The organism is Microlunatus speluncae (genome assembly GCF_009299835.1).
In the GTDB taxonomy this organism is placed as follows: Bacteria; Actinomycetota; Actinomycetes; order Propionibacteriales; family Propionibacteriaceae; genus Microlunatus; species Microlunatus speluncae.
Genome location: NZ_VKCZ01000003.1, coordinates 568,143 through 585,449, shown reverse-complemented (window position 1 = coordinate 585,449; position 17,307 = coordinate 568,143). Strand labels below are relative to the sequence as shown.

15 protein-coding genes are annotated in these 17,307 nt (G+C 70.9%); 8 read left to right on the top strand and 7 right to left on the bottom strand.

Annotated features, from left to right (window positions below):
- Positions 1-130 precede the first annotated feature (130 nt).
- Positions 131-1,471 (bottom strand): polysaccharide pyruvyl transferase family protein, encoded by a 1,341-nt coding sequence (locus FNH24_RS06200; protein WP_152361245.1) that lies wholly within the window; start codon positions 1,469-1,471, stop codon positions 131-133.
- A gap of 54 nt (positions 1,472-1,525) precedes the next feature.
- Complete coding sequence (locus tag FNH24_RS06195; protein WP_152361244.1) at positions 1,526-2,035, bottom strand: YqeB family protein; 510 nt, start codon at positions 2,033-2,035, stop codon at positions 1,526-1,528.
- 64 nt (positions 2,036-2,099) lie between these two features.
- Between FNH24_RS06195 and FNH24_RS06190 the strand changes: the two genes are divergently transcribed.
- From FNH24_RS06190 to FNH24_RS06170, 5 genes are all read left to right on the top strand, one after another.
- The gene (locus FNH24_RS06190) at positions 2,100-2,693 is read left to right on the top strand and encodes a TetR/AcrR family transcriptional regulator (RefSeq protein ID WP_161606022.1); all 594 of its coding nucleotides are present in this window, start codon (positions 2,100-2,102) and stop codon (positions 2,691-2,693) included.
- A gap of 103 nt (positions 2,694-2,796) precedes the next feature.
- Positions 2,797-3,207 (top strand): VOC family protein, encoded by a 411-nt coding sequence (locus FNH24_RS06185; protein ID WP_152361242.1) that lies wholly within the window; start codon positions 2,797-2,799, stop codon positions 3,205-3,207.
- Positions 3,208-3,251: 44 nt separating this feature from the next.
- Positions 3,252-4,394: an NAD(P) transhydrogenase subunit alpha gene (locus FNH24_RS06180; RefSeq protein WP_152361241.1), complete on the top strand. Its 1,143-nt coding sequence runs from the start codon at positions 3,252-3,254 to the stop codon at positions 4,392-4,394.
- A complete protein-coding gene (locus FNH24_RS06175) occupies positions 4,387-4,725 on the top strand; it encodes an NAD(P) transhydrogenase subunit alpha part 2 (protein ID WP_152361240.1) in 339 nt (112 codons plus the stop codon). Before FNH24_RS06180 ends, FNH24_RS06175 begins: the two co-directional genes overlap by 8 nt.
- Positions 4,722-6,101: an NAD(P)(+) transhydrogenase (Re/Si-specific) subunit beta gene (locus tag FNH24_RS06170; protein WP_152361239.1), complete on the top strand. Its 1,380-nt coding sequence runs from the start codon at positions 4,722-4,724 to the stop codon at positions 6,099-6,101. Before FNH24_RS06175 ends, FNH24_RS06170 begins: the two co-directional genes overlap by 4 nt.
- A 69-nt stretch (positions 6,102-6,170) precedes the next feature.
- Here the strand turns inward: FNH24_RS06170 and FNH24_RS06165 are convergent, their stop codons facing one another.
- The 4 genes from FNH24_RS06165 to FNH24_RS06150 form a co-directional block, all read right to left on the bottom strand.
- Positions 6,171-7,994 carry an ABC transporter ATP-binding protein gene (locus FNH24_RS06165; RefSeq protein ID WP_152361238.1) on the bottom strand — a complete coding sequence of 608 codons (1,824 nt, stop codon included), beginning with the start codon at positions 7,992-7,994 and terminating at the stop codon, positions 6,171-6,173.
- Positions 7,991-9,712, bottom strand: coding sequence for an ABC transporter transmembrane domain-containing protein (locus FNH24_RS06160; protein ID WP_152361237.1), 1,722 nt, complete (start codon positions 9,710-9,712; stop codon positions 7,991-7,993). Before FNH24_RS06160 ends, FNH24_RS06165 begins: the two co-directional genes overlap by 4 nt.
- A gap of 137 nt (positions 9,713-9,849) precedes the next feature.
- Positions 9,850-10,302: a DUF3817 domain-containing protein gene (locus FNH24_RS06155; protein ID WP_152361236.1), complete on the bottom strand. Its 453-nt coding sequence runs from the start codon at positions 10,300-10,302 to the stop codon at positions 9,850-9,852.
- Between the two features lie 518 nt (positions 10,303-10,820).
- Complete coding sequence (locus tag FNH24_RS06150) at positions 10,821-12,401, bottom strand: gamma-glutamyltransferase family protein (protein WP_152361235.1); 1,581 nt, start codon at positions 12,399-12,401, stop codon at positions 10,821-10,823.
- 245 nt (positions 12,402-12,646) lie between these two features.
- Between FNH24_RS06150 and FNH24_RS06145 the strand changes: the two genes are divergently transcribed.
- Both FNH24_RS06145 and FNH24_RS06140 read left to right on the top strand, forming a co-directional pair.
- The gene (locus FNH24_RS06145) at positions 12,647-13,552 is read left to right on the top strand and encodes a dihydrodipicolinate synthase family protein (RefSeq protein ID WP_161606021.1); all 906 of its coding nucleotides are present in this window, start codon (positions 12,647-12,649) and stop codon (positions 13,550-13,552) included.
- A 9-nt stretch (positions 13,553-13,561) separates the two neighbouring features.
- Positions 13,562-13,948, top strand: a complete 387-nt coding sequence (locus tag FNH24_RS06140) for an MmcQ/YjbR family DNA-binding protein (protein ID WP_152361233.1) — start codon at positions 13,562-13,564, stop codon at positions 13,946-13,948.
- Here the strand turns inward: FNH24_RS06140 and FNH24_RS06135 are convergent, their stop codons facing one another.
- Positions 13,949-14,644 (bottom strand): formylglycine-generating enzyme family protein, encoded by a 696-nt coding sequence (locus FNH24_RS06135; RefSeq protein ID WP_246186771.1) that lies wholly within the window; start codon positions 14,642-14,644, stop codon positions 13,949-13,951.
- A gap of 118 nt (positions 14,645-14,762) precedes the next feature.
- Between FNH24_RS06135 and FNH24_RS06130 the strand changes: the two genes are divergently transcribed.
- On the top strand, positions 14,763-17,270 hold the full coding sequence (locus FNH24_RS06130; RefSeq protein ID WP_152361232.1) for an alkaline phosphatase D family protein: 2,508 nt from the start codon (positions 14,763-14,765) through the stop codon (positions 17,268-17,270).
- The last annotated feature ends 37 nt before the right edge of the window (positions 17,271-17,307 follow it).

Genomic DNA, 17,307 nt, shown 5'->3' with positions numbered 1-17,307 from the left:
CAAGAGTCCATCGAGAGCACCCCCTGCCACATCCGGTGAGCGACGACAGTTGGCTACGTGATCGTGTGTAAGGGGAATACCCCAGCGCGCGTACGGGGACACCCTGCGCGTACGGCAGCCAGAAGCTGGCTCAGGCGCCGATCCGGCGGCGGACGACGCCTCGGATCCGGTCGACGATCCTGCCCCAGGGCAGCCTGAGTTCGAGTGCGTCGGCGCTGACCCGGAGCACCGGCGGCGTGGATCCCGCCGATCGCTTCAGGGCGTACAACTGCTCGGGGTCCACCCCCATCAGCGTCTCCACCGGCGGCGGGTAGTCGGCCGCCGCAATGGCCGCGTCGAATCGCTCGGCACTCTCCCCCGGCAGGTACACGTGGCGCAGCCGATGCCGGTCGAGGAAGCCGGTGAAGGTCTGCCAGCGCTCGGCATGACCCTCGTTCAGCGACTCCCAGTCACACTCGGCGTAGAGCTCGGCCGCGTCCGGCCGCTCCGGCAGCCCGTCGATCCGGCGGTGCGGGATCCGGTGGTAATCGGCCAGTTCGAGGGTGCGCGAATCATGGGCCAGCACCAGGGCGGGGGTGCCGGCCAGCAGGGCCGCGATGTTGCCGTGGATCCGGGTACCGAAGGAGAACTCGTAGCCGGCCAGGTGCTCGAACCAGGTGCGCGGATCGAGGAAGAACCGGACCCGGTTCTGCCGGATCAACGGATGCTCCAGCGTCACCGGGACGCCGGAGTCACGGAACTTGGAGCGCTCGCTCATCGGATAGCGGCCGTGCAGCAGCAGTTCGAGACTCTGCCGGTTCTGAGCCTGGTAGATCAGGTTCGGATAGCGCTCGGCGTGGTCCAGGGAGATCGGGCCGAGTTCGCTCACGTACGGCGAGATGTTGAGCGCGATCGGCGAATCGGGCCGCAGCGCCTCGACCTTGCGGGTGATCTTGAGGTCCGGCCCGTACATGAACATCGACGGACAGCCGATCACGTCGATCTCGGACTCGGCGAACCCGAGCCCCCGCAGGTACGACTCCGTGAAGCCGCCGCGGACCCCGATCGTCGGCGACCGGCGCAGCACGGCAGCCACGAAACGGCGCACGGCCGGGCCGACCACTTTCGCCCCGGGAACCTTGCCGTCGAGGGAGGCCTGGGCACCGACGCCGACCACCGTGACCGGGATGGTCAGCTTCTCGATCAGGCCGGACAGCCGGTCCAGCCGATCGGTGTAGCGGTGCCGGAAGGCGTTGGCCAGCGGGATCACCAGGTGGTCGAACTCGGCGTTGATCTGCTCCGGCGGATAGCGGAACACGCCGGTCGTGATGTCGGCGTCAGCCGTGGACAGCAGCCGCCGGACGGACTGGCTGAAGACCAGGTTGCCGGTGTTGCCGCCGATCAGGTCATGCCGCAGGGTGGCCTCGGCCGAGGCGACGCGGAGCGGATCCTTGTGGGCGCGAAGAAGCAGACGTTGCGGGTGATCGGTCATGATGTGTCCGCAACTCTAACAAGCGCTGACCTGGGGAAGGATCCGGATGCGGTGTCATCCCTCGAGCTGATCACTCTCGATCGGCCAGTCGTAGCGGCGCAGCGCGGTCACCAGATCTTCGTTGCTGCCCTCGATCTTCTCCCGGACCAGGTCGGCGTCAGCGGAGTCCCGCAGGACCAGATGCCCCTCGTCGATCAGGACCAGGGCGACCTGGGAGCGGGCGAACCGCTTTTTGGTCGAGCCCTTGATGATCGTGATGTCGCGCGCGGTGATCTTGGCACTGATCAGGCCGCTGAGCAGGATCAGGCCGCCGATCACGCCGATCACGCCGCCGACGATGATCAACACCCAGCTGCCCCAGGACTCGGAGATCCGCTGCAGCAGTTGCATCGGCTTCTCGAACGGCAGCCCGCCGATGCCGAGGGCCCAGCCGATCACTCGCGGTGCGAAGAACCCGAGCACCAGCCCGATCACCGTGGTCACCGCGACCAGGATCAGCTGATGCGCGTTCTTCATCTCCACGAGGACCTCATCGGCCGCACCCGCTGCCCGCTTCTCACTCATACCACTATGAAACATGAATGTCCCATTTTTGGCAAAGCGAGTGCCAGAGAGGTACATTCCGAACATGGCACGGAAGAGCACGGCAGCGCCCGAGCCGGCACCGTCGGCGACGTCGGAGCGGACCCGCCGGGCGATCATCGACGCGGCGATGGAGACCTGGTCGGTGAACCAGACGGCGACCCTGGGCGACATCTGCGACACCGCCGGGATCGGCCGCTCGACCCTGCACCGGCACTTCGCCGACCGCGCCGCCCTGCTCGCCGCCGTCGACCAGCAGTGCCAGCAGCAGTTCACGGTTGCCGCCCTGCGGGCCCACCCCGACGACGGCCCGGGCCTGGAGGCCGTGCTCCGGCTCTGCCAGGAGTTGCTCGAGTTCGGCCAGGTGCTGTCGTTGATCTTCAGCGACAACGCCCTGATCGATCCGGACGGCTGGGATGACGGCTCCCGGGCCGATCAGGGCCTGACCGCGGTGATCCAGCGCGGCCGCCGGGACGGGACGATCGACCCCGAACTGCCGGCCGACTGGATCGAATCGGTGATCTGGATGCTGCTCTTCTGCGCCTGGCAGCGCAGCCGCGACGGCGGTTCCCGCCGGGAGACCGCCGCCCTGCTCAGCCGCAGCCTGTCCGGCGCGATCGGCACCCGCGGCCCGGCTTGATCAATACTTCCCGAACCGGCTGCGAGGCTCGTTCGACGGGGTTAGCGTGGAGCCCTCGGAATGCCGACGAGGGGCGCCGGCACCACAGCCGAAGGAGTGCGCGATGACCTCGAATCTCAATCCCTACCTCAACTTCGACGGCAACGCCCTGGAGGCGTTGGAGTTCTATCGCGAGGTGCTCGGCGGGGAGCTGAAGACAAACACGTTCGGTGAGTTCGGCAACGACGACGCGGCGGTCAAGGACAAGATCATGCACGGCCAGCTGACCAGTGCGGCCGGCTACACCTTGATGGCAGCCGACATCATGCCCGGGATGGAGTTCCGCCAGGGCACGACGATGACCATCAGCATCAGCGGCGACGACGCCGATCAACTGCGCGGCTACTTCAAGCAGCTGGCCGAGGGCGGCACCGTCTCGGTCGAGCTGGCGAAGCAGCCGTGGGGTGACGAGTTCGGGATGTGCACCGATCGGTACGGCGTCAGCTGGATGGTCGACATCTACCCGGCTTCCTGATCACGGTCCGGCTGGTTCTGCCGGGCGTCGGCTAGATTCGCGGTGTGCGGATCGCTCTGGCAAAAGAGTCGGCGCCGGGCGAAGCCCGGGTGGCGCTGGTGCCCGAGCTGATCGCTGGATTGTCCGCCGCCGGGTACGAGCTCGCCGTCCAGCCCGGCGCCGGCGAGGGCGCCATGATCACCGACGACGCGTACCGGCTGGCCGGCGCCACCGTGACCGAAGAGTTCCTGGCCGGGGCGGCCCTGGTGATCGGCGTACAGCCGCTGCCCGCCGACCTGGCCGGCACACTGCCGGCCGGCACCGCCACGCTGTCCTTCTTCCCGTACGTCGACGACGGTGACGCGGTCCGGATCCGCCGGGATGCCGGCATCACCACCTTCGCGATGGATCTGGTGCCGCGGATCTCCCGCGCCCAGGCGATGGACGCGTTGACCTCGCAGGCCATGGTCGCCGGCTATCGCGGCGCGATCGTCGCGGCCGGGATGCTGCGCCAGTTCTTCCCGATGAGCATGACCGCGGCCGGGACCGTGCCGCCGGCCCAGGTGGTCGTGCTCGGAGCCGGCGTCGCCGGACTGCAGGCCATCGCGACCGCGCGCCGGCTGGGGGCGGTGGTCAAGGGCTACGACGTCCGGCCGGCCGCGGCGGAGGAGATCGCCTCCCTGGGGGCGATTCCGATCGACCTCGAGCTGCCGCCGCTGGACGGCGCCGGCGGCTACGCCCGGGAGATGTCGGCCGAGCGGGCCCGGCAGCAGCAGGAGAAGCTGGCGCCCTATCTGGCCGCCGCCGACGCGGTGATCACCACCGCCGCAGTGCCCAACCGTAGGGCGCCGGTGTTGATCACCAAGACGATGGCCGCGGCGATGAAGCCGGACTCGGTGATCATCGATCTCGCCGCCGACAGCGGCGGCAACGTCGAGGGGGTCGAGGCGGGCGCCGTGACCCGGCTCGGGCCGGCCCGGCTCTGGGGCGGGCACAACGTGCCCAGTCAGCTGCCCGGCCCGGCGAGCCGGCTGTATGCCCAGAACGTGGCGAACGTGATCACGCTGTTGACCCGGGACTCGAGCTTCGCGCCGGACTACGCCGATGAGATCGTCGCCGGGATGTGCCTGACCCGGGACGGCAAGATCACCCATCCGCCGGCGGCGGAGCTCTTCGAGGACACTCAGGTGGTGGCGCGGAATGAGTGAACCGATCGTCTGGCTGACCTTCTTCGTGCTGGCCGTGTTCGTCGGCATCGAGACGATCTCCAAGGTGTCCTCGACCCTGCACACGCCGCTGATGTCCGGGGCGAACGCGATCCACGGGGTGATCCTGGTCGGCGCGATCATCGCCGCCGGCACCGCGACCAGGACTCCGGTGTTGATCTTGGCTCTGATCGCCGTCGTGCTGGCGTCGATCAACATGGCCGGCGGCTTCGTGGTCACCGACCGGATGCTGCAGATGTTCACCCGGCCCAAGCAGCTTCCACCCGGCGACGGGTCCAGCCGCAGCGTGGGCGACGGCAGGAGTGATCGGTGACGGCGGCGTCCTGGGTGCAGCTCGGCTATCTGCTGGTCGCGGTCTGCTTCATCCTGGCTCTGAAGGGGCTCTCCTCGCCCCAGCACGCGCGGCGCGGCAACCTGATCGGGGCGGTCGGCGCCGTCCTCGCCTGCGTGATCGTCTTCTTCTCCGCTCCCCTTGATCATCTACTGCCGATCATGATCGCGATCGCCATCGGTACGGCGATCGGGGTGGTCGGCGCGTACCGGGTGAAGATGACCGCGATGCCGCAACTGGTCGCCCTGTTCAACGGGGTCGGCGGCGGGGCCGCGGCGATCGTCGCGCTGGTCGAGCTGCGCACCCTGACCGCGTCCGGCGCCGCGGTGATCGATCTGATCGCCACGGTGTTCACGATCTTGATCGGCTCGATCAGCTTCGCCGGCTCGATCGTCACCTTCCTCAAGCTGCAGGAGTGGATGACCACCCGGCCGGTGATCTTCCTCGGCTACCCGATCGTCTACGTCGCCTGTCTGCTGGCGGCGATCGGCACCGCGGTGGGCGTGGTGCTGGCCCCGTCGGTCGGCGTCGGCAGTCTGCTGGCCCTGCTCGGCCTGGCGCTCGGAGTGCTGCTGGTGCTGCCGGTCGGCGGCGCCGACGTGCCGATCGTGATCTCGCTGCTCAACGCGTTCACCGGGCTGAGCGTCGCCGCCACCGGCTATGTCTTCCAGAACCTGTTGCTGCTGGTCGCCGGCACCCTGGTCGGGGCCGCCGGCACGCTGCTGACGATCTTGATGGCCCGGGCGATGGGCCGCTCATTGATCAGCACCCTGTTCGGCGCGCTCCGCGGCGGCTCGACGCTCGGCTCGACCAAGCTCAGCGACCGGCCGGTGAAGTCGGCCCAGCCCGGTGATGTCGCGATGATGCTCGGTTACGCCGGCCGGGTGATCATCGTCCCCGGGTACGGACTCGCCGTGGCCCAGGCCCAGCACACGCTGCAGCAGCTGGTCGAGGTGCTGCAGCAGCGCGGCACCCGGGTGGACTACGCGATCCACCCGGTCGCCGGCCGGATGCCGGGCCACATGAACGTGCTGTTGGCCGAGGCTCAGGTCCCGTACCCACAGCTCAAGGAGATGACCGAGATCAACGGCGACTTCGCGCAGACCGACGTGGTGCTGGTGGTCGGCGCCAACGACGTCGTCAACCCCGCCGCCGAGACGGACCCGGCCGCACCGATCTACGGCATGCCGATCTTGAAGGTGGCCGACGCGAAACAGGTGATCTTCATGAAGCGCTCGATGCGCCCGGGCTTCGCCGGGATCGAGAACGAGCTCCTCTACGCCCCGACCACCAGCCTCCTCTTCGGCGACGCCAAGGACACCATGGCCAAGCTCCTCACCGAGGTCAAAGCCCTCTGAACAACCCCGACTTGTCAGACTCTCGGCACGCTATAGCGTGCCCTGCTTCTGACAAGTCGGGGGTTTGGGTCAGTGGCCGGACCAGGTGTGCCAGAGGGTGGCGTAGCGGCCGCCGGCGGCGACCAGTTCGTCGTGGCTGCCGGACTCGACGATCCGGCCGGCGTCCATCACGACGATCCGGTCGCACTCGCGGGCCTGGGTCAGCCGGTGGGCGACGATCAGGGCGGTCCGGCCCTTGATCAACGAGCGGCCGGCGGCCTCCAGTTGCCGGGCGCCGGCACTGCCCGCCTCGGCGGTCGCCTCGTCCAGGACGACCAACGGCGGGTTGCGGGCGAGCAGCCGGGCCAGCGCGAGTTGCTGCACGTGGGCGGCGCTGAGCACGGCGGTGTTGGGGCCGACCGGGGTGTCCAGCTCCTCCGGCAGCGCCCGGACCCAGCCGGCGGCGGAGACGGCTTCCAGGATGTCCCAGATCTCGGCGTCGGTGATGCCGGGCCGGGCCAGGGTGAGCTCCTCGCGCAGCGTCCCGGTGAAGACGTACGTCTCCTGGGCGACGATGCCGACCCAGTCGCGCAGCTCGTCCTCGTCCACGGCGGCGGGATCGGCGGACAGCACCAGCTCGTGCTCGCCGTCGCTGAGCCGGACCGTGCCGACGGTCGGCGTGATCGCCCCGCCGACGATGCCGGCCAACGTGGTCTTGCCGGCTCCGCTGGCGCCGACCAGGGCCACCGAACTGCCGGCCGGGATCTCCAACTCCACCCGGTCCAGCACCAGATGGCCCTCGACGTAGGCGTGCCCGACCCCGTCGGCCCGGACCGTGACGGCGCCGCGCGGCTTCGGCAGCGGCGTCGGATCCGGATCCGGGATCTCGGAGACGCCGACCATCCGGGCCAGCGCGGCACCGGCCCGCTGCACGTCGTCGACCGACATCAGCAGCCAGCCGAGCGGGCCGAACAGCCGGTGGAACAGCAGCGCGGCCGCGGTCACCGCGCCGACCGTGACCAGGTCGGCCCGAACCAGCAGGAAGCCGGTCGCCAGCACCGCGCTCAGCCCGACCGCCTCGGCGAAGTTGAGGGTCAGCGCGAACCGGGCGACCAGCTTGAGCAGCCCGATCGAGGCCTCCAGCGCCGACTGCGACGCCCGACGCAACCGGCCGGACTGCAGCTCGGCCATCTGGTACGCGGTCACCGTCGGCCGGCCGCGCAGCGAGGACAGCAGCACCCGGGACCGTTCGGCGGACAGCCGGCGCTCGGCCGCATACATCGGTCCGGACCGCGGCAGATACCAACGCAGGCCGAACAGGTGCACCGGCAGTACGGCGGCGAAGGCGAGGGCCAGCCGCCAGTCCAGGCTGACGAAGCCGATCGCCGCCACCACGACCGTGACCAGCGACGCCGTCACCCCGGAGAGCACCGGAATGGCACCCATGAACAGCTCGACGTCGTCGGTCACCCGGGAGGCGATGTCGCCGTGCCCGGCGCGTTCCAGCACCTTGGTGTCCAGCCGCAGCGCCCGCTGCACCACCCGTTCGCGCAGGTCGGCGCCGACCTGGGCGGCGAGCCGCTGCAGCGCCCGGCCGGCGGCCGCGGTCAGCACCACGGTGACCAGCATGATCAGCACCAGGGCGATGATCAACATGATCAACGGCGCACTGTCGCCGGTCCGCGCGACGACCGGGACCTGGTCGACCAGGGCGCCGAGCACGATCGGCATCCCGACCGTCCCGGCACTGCTGGCCGTGCTCAGCAGCAGTGCCGCGGTCAGCTGCGCCGGATGGGCCCGGAGCCGGCGCAGCACGGCCCGGCCGGTGGTCCGCAGGCTGGCGATGGGCAGCAGGTCGGTCGTCCCCTGATCCGCCGGGTCGGTGCGTTCGGAGGTCAGCTGATCGGACGTCATCGCAGCACCACCGCCGCATAGTCGGGCTCGGCCAGGAGTTGATCATGGTCGGCGATCCGGGCCGGGCCGGCGGCCGGCAGCCAGGCCACCTGATCACAGCGGGAGAGCAGCGCCGGCGACGTGGTGATCACGATCGTCGCCGCTCCCGGGGTGATCCGTTGCCGGGCCTCGTGCAGCCGGCCGGACACCTGCTCCTCGGTCACCGCGTCGACGGCGGTCAGCGGATCGTGCAACACCAGCACCGGCCGTCCAGCGGCAATCGCCCGGGCCAGCGCCACCCGCTGCCGCTGGCCGCCGGAGAGGTTGGCCGCCTGGTCCAGCAGGGTCAGCCGATCAAGATCATCTTCCGCCGCCGGAGTGCCGGAGCGGAGACTGGTCAACACATCGTCGGCGCCGGCCGCGGCCAGGGCGGCGGTCCGCAGCGCCGGATCCGGTCGATCACCCGTCCGCATCGCCGCGCCCAGGGTGCCGCCGAGCAGTTCGGTCGCATGTGGCTCGGCCAGCAGTTGCCGGCGCAGCGTCGACTGCGGCACCTCGGTCGTCGGGCGCCCGGCCCAGGTCACCGCGCCGGCCTCGGGCTCGGTGCTGCCGGTGATCAATCCGAGCACGGTGGTGGCGGCCGCCGGGTCGGCGTACGCGATCCCGATCATGGTGTCCGACCCGACGGTCAGGTCCAGGCCGCGCACCGGCCCGTGGCCGACCCGGTCGAAGATCAACGGCCCGGCCCCGTTGCCGTCCGCGACCGACTCCGGTTCGGACCGGCCGAGCAGCGGCACCAGCCGGGAAGCGCTGGCGCGGGCGGCGGCCAGCCCGCCGATGCAGGCCGCGACCGTGCGGACCGGATCGGCGAGGAAGGATGCCATTGCGACCACGGTGACCAGTTCGCCGACCGTGATCCGGCCGGCCAGCGCCATCAGCACCGCCGCGATCGACGTGCCGGCCATGACCAATCCGGTCGCCAGCAGGCCCGAGCCGGTGACCACCGACGAGGCCGTCGCCGCCGACCGGGTGGCGTCGAGCGAGGCCCGGCTGGCGATTCCGTACCGCCGGGTCGCCTCGCCCACCCCGCCGAAGCCGCGCAGCGGCCGCAGCCCGGCGACCAGTTCGGCCGCGGTGGCCGCAGCGAGCCCGCCGGTCTGCTGCTGGGCGTGCAACCGCTGTTCCAGCCAGGGACTGAGCCGGTCGACGCCGAGCAGCAACAGCGGCACCACCACGATCAGCGCGATGCCGAGGAACAGATCGACCCGGAGCAGCACCACGACCGAGACCGCGATCCCGGCCGTGGCGGCGAACAGGGTCGAGATGAACGCGGTGATCTCCGCCGCCGCGAGCGCGTCGGAGGTGGCGATCGACAACAGTTCGCCGGTCCGCCGGTCGGCCCCCCGCTTCGGATCGGCGAGCACGCCGTGCACGGCGTCGGTCCGGAGTCGGTGCGCCTCCTCGTAGGCCGCGGCGTCAACCGTGCGATAGCCGTACGCCGCCGAGAACGCCAGCACCGCGAACAACCCGAGGACGCCGAGCACCGCGATGATCATGGCCGAGGTGACCCCGGTGGCCACCGCCTGATCGATGGTCAGCCCGATCGCCAGCGGCACCAGCGCCTCGCAGACCTGGTGCGACGTGACCATCAGGCCGCCGACGATCGTCTTGCGCCGCTGGTTGCGCAGCACGGTGCGGAGCAGTCCGCGAGACCGCGCACGGTCGCTCGTGTTCTTCACCCGGGCGGCCCTTCCTGACGGATTCCTGGGATGACGGTGCGGCCGCCCTCGCTGTGAGGTCGCCGACGGCCGGCACTAAGGCTAACCTCACCGACCCGGCGGCGCCGAGTCGTCCCAAGGTCTCCGTGATGGGGGAATCAGGCGAAGCGGGTCGACCAGCCGGTCGGCGGGCCGAGCCAGAGCAGGGTGCCGAAGGCGATGGCGACGGCGGCCAGGGCGATCGCGGCCGCCGGGATCGGATGACGCAACACCCAGCCGGTCAGCCGGGCCAGCCGTCCGTCGCCGTGCCGCTGCCAGTCGCCCGCGAGCAGGCCGCGCCGCTCGGCCCAGCGCTCGAACGGGATCGTCGCCCACGGCACGATCGCGCTGGCCAGTCCGACCAAGATCACGGACCGGCGCCAGCCGAGGTTGAGCCCGGCGAACAGCGTCGCCAGGACGTAACAGAGAAACGCGAACCCGTGCACGCCCCCGCCGATCCGCACCCCCAGCTCGGTCATCCCGGTCGCCCGCAGGATCAGTCCGATGATCAACAACGTCCAGGTGATCGCCTCCGCGATCGCAACGATCCGGTACAACAGGCGCGGCGTCATCCCGAGACCCTAACCTCCCGCCCGCACCGCTCGTCCGCGAGACCCGGTTGGGTGGGCGCCGAGGCCGCGGTGTCGTTGCCGTGAGCGTGGTTGGAGGGATTTCAGGCGCAGCGAAGGAGGGCAGGTTCGGCGGCGGGTGGGTCTGGGCCGCCGGCTGCCGGTCGGGCGACGTCGAGTGGGACGTTAGTGACGTCGATCGGCCGATCTCACGTCGCTTTCGTCCCACTCGACGCCCCGAGCCGAGTACGTCGGCGCCTGCCGGCCAATCCAGCCCACTCCGAAGGCTCAATTCGGCGCGCGAGACCCGGTTGAGTGAGCACCGAGTTCGCGGTGTCGTTCCGTGAAGCGTTGCCGGGGCCACAAACGCAGCGAAGGGGGGCAGGTTCGGCGGCGGGTGGGTCTGGGCCGGCCGGCTGTCGGTTGGGCGACGTCGAGTGGGACGTTAGTGACGTCGACCGGCCCATCTCACGTCGCTTTCGTCCCACTCGACGACCCCGAGCCGAGTACAGGTGCGGGATTCAGCCGCGGCCGTCCGCGCGCGGGTCGGTGGCGGCGTCGAGGGTGCCGTCGGAGGTGGCGCGGATCAGGTGGGCGTGGCCGAAGCGGTTCTCCGGGCCGGTGATCACTTCGGCGCCGAAGGTGGCGACGAGCGTGTCTCGGACGTCGCCGGGAGCGGTGGCTTCGACCAGCACCTCGGGTCCGCCGCCCGGTCCGGTGGCGGGGGTGACGACGTAGCGCGGAGCGTCGATCGCCTGCTCGGCGGACTGGCCGAGGGAGAGCCGGGTGATCAGCTGGGCGGCGATCGCGGGCTGGCTGCGGCCGCCCATGGTGGCGACCGTGGCGACGACCCGGCCGGCGCGCCGGACCAGGCACGGCATCAGGGTGTGCGGCGGGCGGCGGCCGCCGGCCAGCAGGTTGGGCCGAGCCGGGTCGAGGCTGAAACCGCTGGCCCGGTTGTGGCCGATGATGCCGGTGGTCGGCTCCAGCACGAGCGAGCCGAAGGTGCCGGCGACGCTCTGCAGCGAGCTGATCCACAGGCCCTCGCCGTCGGCGGCCGCGATGCCGATCGTGTCCCCGTCCAGTCGCGGCGGCGGGCCCGTGGCCGGCACCGGCGCGCGGCCGAGGGTTCCGGCGTCACGCCGGACGACGGCGGCGTCGAGCACCGCGGCGAGATCGACCGCGACCGCCTCCGGGTCGGCGGACCGGGCATCCCGCTGGGCACCGGCCAGGTCGAGCAGCCGGACGAATGCGACCGCTTGTTCGGCGGCCAGCGGATCGGTCAGCCCGAGCTCGTCGGCCAGGGCGAGCATCTTCAGCAGCGCGAAGCCCTGGGAGTTCGGCGGCGCGGTGAGCACCTCGGCGTCCCGCCACCGGCCGGCCAGCGGCGGCAGCACGTCGGCCCGGTGCCGGCTCAGATCATCCCGGGTCATCGAGCCGCCATGGATGGCGAGGCCGCGGGCATACGCCGCCCCCACCTCGCCGCCGTAGAGCGCGCCGACACCCTCGGCGGCCAGCGCCTCGAGGCTGCCGGCCAGGGCCGATTGGACGTACGTGTCGCCCTCGGTCAGCGGGAATCCGTCGGCGGTGAAGAACAGCGGCCGGGCTCCGGGATCGCGGACCAGCCGGCTGCCGTAGTCGACCAGATCGCGGGCCAGGCTGGGCGCGACGGTCGCACCGTCCCGGGCGTACGCGATCGCCGGGGCCAACAGCTCGGCGAACGGGATCCGGCCGAACCGGGCGTGCAGTTCGGCCCAGGCGGAGGGCAGTCCGGGCACGCTGATGCTGTGCACGCCGCTGCCGGGCATTGCCTGGTGACCGAGGGCGCGGAGCAGGTCGGGGGTGAGGCCGGCCGGCGCCCGGCCGGTGCCGTTGATCGCCACGATCTCACCGTCGGCGGGTCCGGCCAGGGTCCAGCTGTCGCCGCCGATGGTGACCATGTGTGGGGAGACGACGCAGAGCACGGCTCCGGTCGCGATCACCGCATCGGCGGCGGTGCCGCCGGCGGCCAGCACCTCTTGTCCGGCCCGGGTGGCCCGGGAGTCGGGTGATACGACCCGTCCCGTGCCGGTCTGATCATCCTGGGCATCGGACAACGTCATCTGGTCTCCTCACGAGCGACGGCCGCACGACGGCCTCTCCGGTATGCGAGGGGCGCATGATCATCGACCCCCGACCGAGGGTACGAGCGATCGGCCGGACAGGATCCGGAGGCTGCCCGAAATCTTGACAACTGGTCAGACATTGGCGTGAGCGATGGCGGCGGCATCCCGACGGACGGTACGCGGAGTGGTGACCCGACCCGCGACTTGTCAGACTCGGGGTGGTCGACGACGAGGAGGCGACGGTGGACGTTCAGGGATTGCACGGAGTGCACGTCGCGCTGGCCACGCCGATCGATCCCGGCACCGGTCACCTCGACCCGGCTGGGCTGGAGCGACTGGTGGACCGGGTCGTCGGCGGCGGGATCGACGCGATCTGCCCGACCGGGTCAACGGGCGAGGGGCCGCGGCTGACCCGCGCGCAGCGGTTGACGATCTTGCAGACCGTACGGGAACGGGTCGGACCCGACCGGGTGGTGCTGCCGGGCGCCTCGTCGCTGAACCTGCCCGACGCGATCGCCGAGGTCAACGACCTGGCCGCGGCCGGCGCGAGCGCGGTATTGCTGGCCCCGCCCGCGTACTATCCGCAGGCCCCGGCCGAGGTGGTGGCCTGGTATCGGACGGTGACCGAACACACCGACTGCCCGCTGGTGCTCTACAACATCCCGGTGTTCACCAAGATCAGCATCGCGCCGGCGGCGGTGGCCGAGTTGGCCGCGCTGCCCGGGGTGATCGGGATCAAGGACAGCAGCCGCGATCTCGAATATCTGCAACTGGTGCTGCACGCCACGGCCGACGCCGACTTCGCGGTGCTCACCGGCAGCGACACCCTGCTGCTGGCCTCCCTGGTGCTCGGCGCGGACGGCATGATCGCCGCCGGGATGAACCTGGTGCCGGACCTCGGCCGGATCGTCTTCGACGCGGTCAAGGCCGGTGATCTTGGCACCGCCGAAGGCACCCAGCGACTGCTCTCGACGATCGTCCAGGCCTGCCGCGCCGGTCAGCCGCCGGCCGGTTGGAAGGCGGCTCTGGCCTGGGCCGGCATCTGCTCCGACGCCCTCGTACCCCCGGCCGCCCCGCTCACCGACGAAGCCCGCGCCACCCTCGCCGCCGCCCTCGACTCCCTCCTCCCCCGCCCGATCCGGGCGTAAGGTCGGGGCATGGCGACCGTCAAGGATGTCGAGAAGATCGTCGCCGGGCTGCCCGAGGTGACCACCGGCGAGCGGCACGGGCAGCCGACCTGGTTCGTCGGCGGCAAGGCCTTCGCCTGGCACCGCGGCTTCAGCAAGGCCGACCTCAAGCGGTTCGGCGACGAGACCCCACCGAGCGGGCCGATCTTCGCCGTCGTGGTCGGCGACCTGGCCGAGAAGGAGGGCGTGCTGGCCGGCAGCTCGGCGGCCGTCTTCACCATCCCGCACTTCGATGGGTACGCCGCCGTACTGATCCAACTCGAGGCGATCGACCGCAAGGAGCTGCGCGAGTTGATCACCGACGCCTGGCTGGCCAAGGCACCGCGCAAGCTGGCCGAATCCTTCCTGGCCGGCTGATCAACACCCGGCGACGCGAGCCACCCTGAAGCCGAGGTCGTCCATCCGGAAGCTGGGGTGGCTCTTCCGCCGGCAGGAGGCACGACAGGCCCGCGGTTGATCATTCCAACCGCCGCCGCGAAAGACCCGGTACGGCCCGTACACCTCGGGATCGTAGTGATCCCAACACCATTCCCAGACGTTGCCGATCAGGTCGAACAGCCGCCAGGCGTTCGGCGCGCGGGTCGCCACGGGGTGCGGCGCACCGCCGGAATTGCCGCGATGCCAGGCGATCTCGTCCAGGTCGCCGTACCGGACGCCCGGGTCGCCGGCCCGGCAGGAGTACTCCCATTCGGCCTCGGTCGGCAGCCGGTAACCGTCCGCCGACCGATCCCAGGTCACGTCCAGCCCGTCGGGGTCGGCACCCGTCCGGTAGCAGGGCTGCAGGCCGGCGGTGACCGAGAGGTGATTGCAGAGGTCGATCGCGTCGAGCCAGGAGAGCTCGGTGACCGGCGCCTGCGGCCCGCCCGGCCCGACCGGCTCGCGCCCCAGCGCGCGGACGTCGGCCCGGGTGATCGGCCGGGCGGCGAGGGCGTACGGCTCCAGGTCGACGAACCAGGCCCGGCCGGTGCCCTCGTCGCGCAGCATGATCCGGCCGCCCGGGATCTCGATCATGGACTCGGCGATCGCCGCGGCGGCGGATTCGGGCGAGGTCACGGCCCCATCCTGCACCACCCCGCCGAGGACTCGGTGTCTCAGGAAAGCGAATGGAAACGTCGATGTTGCCATCCGGACACCAACCTGCGACAGGGTTGTGGCAACTCAGGGGGATGACATGATCACGAATCTGTTGGACCGGCGGCGCTTCCTCGTGCTGGCCGGCGGCGCGACGGCGACGACGCTCGGCGCGCAGGCACTGTGGCAGGAGACCGCCGCGGCGGCCGATCTCGACCCGGCCCCGTTCACCCTCGGTGTCGCATCGGCCGACCCGGACGCGAGCAGCGTCGCACTCTGGACCCGGCTGGCCAACGATCCGGCCGCCGGCGGCGGGATGCCGAACCAGGTGATCAAGGTCGGCTGGGAGGTCGCCCGGGACGAAGGGTTCCAACAGATCGTCCGCAGCGGGGTCGCCCAGGCGCGGCCTGATCGGGCCCACTCGGTGCAGGTGGTCGCCGACAAGCTGCGGCCGGACACCTGGCACTGGTATCGGTTCTCCGTCGACGGCGCGACCAGCCGGGTCGGCCGGACCCGGACCCTGCCGCTGCCGCAGCAGCGGGCCGACCGGCTCCGCTTCGCGTTCGCGTCCTGCCAGGCCTGGGCCGGCGGCCGCTACTCCGCCTACCGCGACCTGGCCGAGCAGGACCTTGATCTGGTGCTGCATCTCGGCGACTACATCTATGAAACGGCCGCCGGCAGCTTGGCCGAATTCCGCCGGCTGCACGCGCTCTACAAGAGCTCGCCCGATCTGCGCGACGCCCACGCCCGGTTCCCGTTCATCACGGTCTGGGACGACCACGAGGTGCTCAACAACTGGGCCGATGATCATCAGGGCAGCCCGGACGGCACTCCCTGGGACGAGCGGCAGGCCAACGCGTTCCAGGCCTACTACGAGCACCTGCCGATGCGGACGCAGCCGAAGGGTTCGGACTGGCAGGTCTATCGCCGCTTCCGCTGGGGCCGGCTGGCCGAGTTCTCGGTGCTGGACACCCGGCAGTATCGCAGTGATCAGGCCTGCGGCGACGGCATGAACACGCCACCCTGCGACGAGGTGTACGAGGACGATCGCACCCTGACCGGGCCGGAGCAGGAGCGCTGGTTGCTGACCGGGCTGAAGACCTCCAACGCCCGGTGGAACGTGATCGCGCAGCAGACGATCTTCTCCCGGTTCGATTATGATCTTGGTCCCGGGCTGGCGTACAACCTTGATCAGTGGGACGGCTATCCGGCTGCCCGGCAAAGGATCCTGGACACCCTCGCCACCCACCGCCCGTCCAACCCGGTGATCATCGGCGGCGACTGGCATTCGGCCTGGGTCAACGACGTGCTGGCCGACTTCGACGACCCGCGGTCGGAGGTGCTGGCCAGCGAGTTCGTCGCGACGTCGATCTCCTCCGGGATCGGCTGGGACGCCGCGGTGCGCCAGGGGCTGCCGGCCAATCCGCACGTCAAGCTGTACGAGGGCGGCTATCGCGGCTACACGCTGTGCGAGATCACTCCGGAGCGCTGGACGTCGGACCTGCGGATCGTGCTCAATCCGGGCGACGGCGCCTCGCCGGCGTACACGCTGGCCAGCTTCGAGGTGCGCGACGGCGAGCCGGGGGCGAACCAGGTCGGCGGCGGCGACGGCATCGCCGGCACGATCGTCTCCGGCGATGATCCGCTGGTCAACGCCGAGCTGCTGGTCCGGCGCGGCGACGGCTCGGTGCTGGTCCGCCGTTGGACCGACGCGGCCGGGCGGTGGAACCTGTTCGTGCCGCCGGGCAGTTACACGCTGGAGGCGCACGCCGTCGGCTACCGGTCGAGCAGTCGGCCGGTCACCGTCGGTTCGGGCGGCACCGTGGACGGGGATTTCGATCTTGATCGCGACGACCAGCCGTATGCGGCGACCGGGCGTTACCTGCCGGGGCCGAACTCGGAGGGCAGCAGCCGGGACGCCATGATCGGCAACGGGTCACTGGCGATGACCGTCGCCCGCGAGTTCGCCGACGGTCAGTTGCCCGGCGCGACCCCGGGCAAGCCGATCAACCTGGCCGCGGTCGGCCACCTTGATCAACTCGACTGGATCAACCTCGGTCTGGTGGCGACCAGCCGGCCGACCGGGACCGAGGCCTGGCAGCGCGGCCTGGTCCGCTGCGACGCGGTGACCGTTGACGGCGACCGGGCCATGATCACCACCACCGGCCGGGCCGCCGAGGCCGCAGCCCTGGCCGTGACCACGACCTATGCGGTCGGCGCCGAGGATCCGTGGATCACCGTCGAGACCAAGATCGACAACACCGGCACCGCACCGATCACCGTCTGGTGCGGCGACGCCGTTGATCATGACGGCCCCGGCCAGCGCAGCGGCGTGCCCGGCCACGGCACCATCGCGACGCCGTACGGGAGCCCGGCCGACTATGCGCCCGACGGTCCGTGGATCGGGATGACAGGCAGTGATCGGCAGGTCTACGGCATCGTGTACGACGACGCCGACTTCCTCGGTTACGGCAACGGCAACTGGATCATGAGTCTGCGCGAGATCACCCTGGCCGCCGGTCAGCAGTGGACCCTGCGCCGCCGGATCACCGCCCTGGACAGCGGCTCCGGCTCGGATCCCTGGGCCGTCCTGAACGATCTCGGTTGATCGGGGCGCTCGGGGTGGCCGTTCCCTGAGCCCCGGC

What these genes read in the sequence shown, in the direction of transcription:
- FNH24_RS06195 (WP_152361244.1), bottom strand. Translation starts at nt 2,035, where the DNA reads ATGAGTGAGAAGCGGGCAGCGGGTGCGGCCGATGAGGTCCTCGTGGAG.
- FNH24_RS06150 (WP_152361235.1), bottom strand. Translation starts at nt 12,401, where the DNA reads ATGACGTTGTCCGATGCCCAGGATGATCAGACCGGCACGGGACGGGTC.
- FNH24_RS06200 (WP_152361245.1), bottom strand. Translation starts at nt 1,471, where the DNA reads ATGACCGATCACCCGCAACGTCTGCTTCTTCGCGCCCACAAGGATCCG.
- FNH24_RS06185 (WP_152361242.1), top strand. Translation starts at nt 2,797, where the DNA reads ATGACCTCGAATCTCAATCCCTACCTCAACTTCGACGGCAACGCCCTG.
- FNH24_RS06175 (WP_152361240.1), top strand. Translation starts at nt 4,387, where the DNA reads ATGAGTGAACCGATCGTCTGGCTGACCTTCTTCGTGCTGGCCGTGTTC.
- FNH24_RS06130 (WP_152361232.1), top strand. Translation starts at nt 14,763, where the DNA reads ATGATCACGAATCTGTTGGACCGGCGGCGCTTCCTCGTGCTGGCCGGC.
- FNH24_RS06190 (WP_161606022.1), top strand. Translation starts at nt 2,100, where the DNA reads ATGGCACGGAAGAGCACGGCAGCGCCCGAGCCGGCACCGTCGGCGACG.
- FNH24_RS06140 (WP_152361233.1), top strand. Translation starts at nt 13,562, where the DNA reads ATGGCGACCGTCAAGGATGTCGAGAAGATCGTCGCCGGGCTGCCCGAG.
- FNH24_RS06165 (WP_152361238.1), bottom strand. Translation starts at nt 7,994, where the DNA reads ATGACGTCCGATCAGCTGACCTCCGAACGCACCGACCCGGCGGATCAG.
- FNH24_RS06155 (WP_152361236.1), bottom strand. Translation starts at nt 10,302, where the DNA reads ATGACGCCGCGCCTGTTGTACCGGATCGTTGCGATCGCGGAGGCGATC.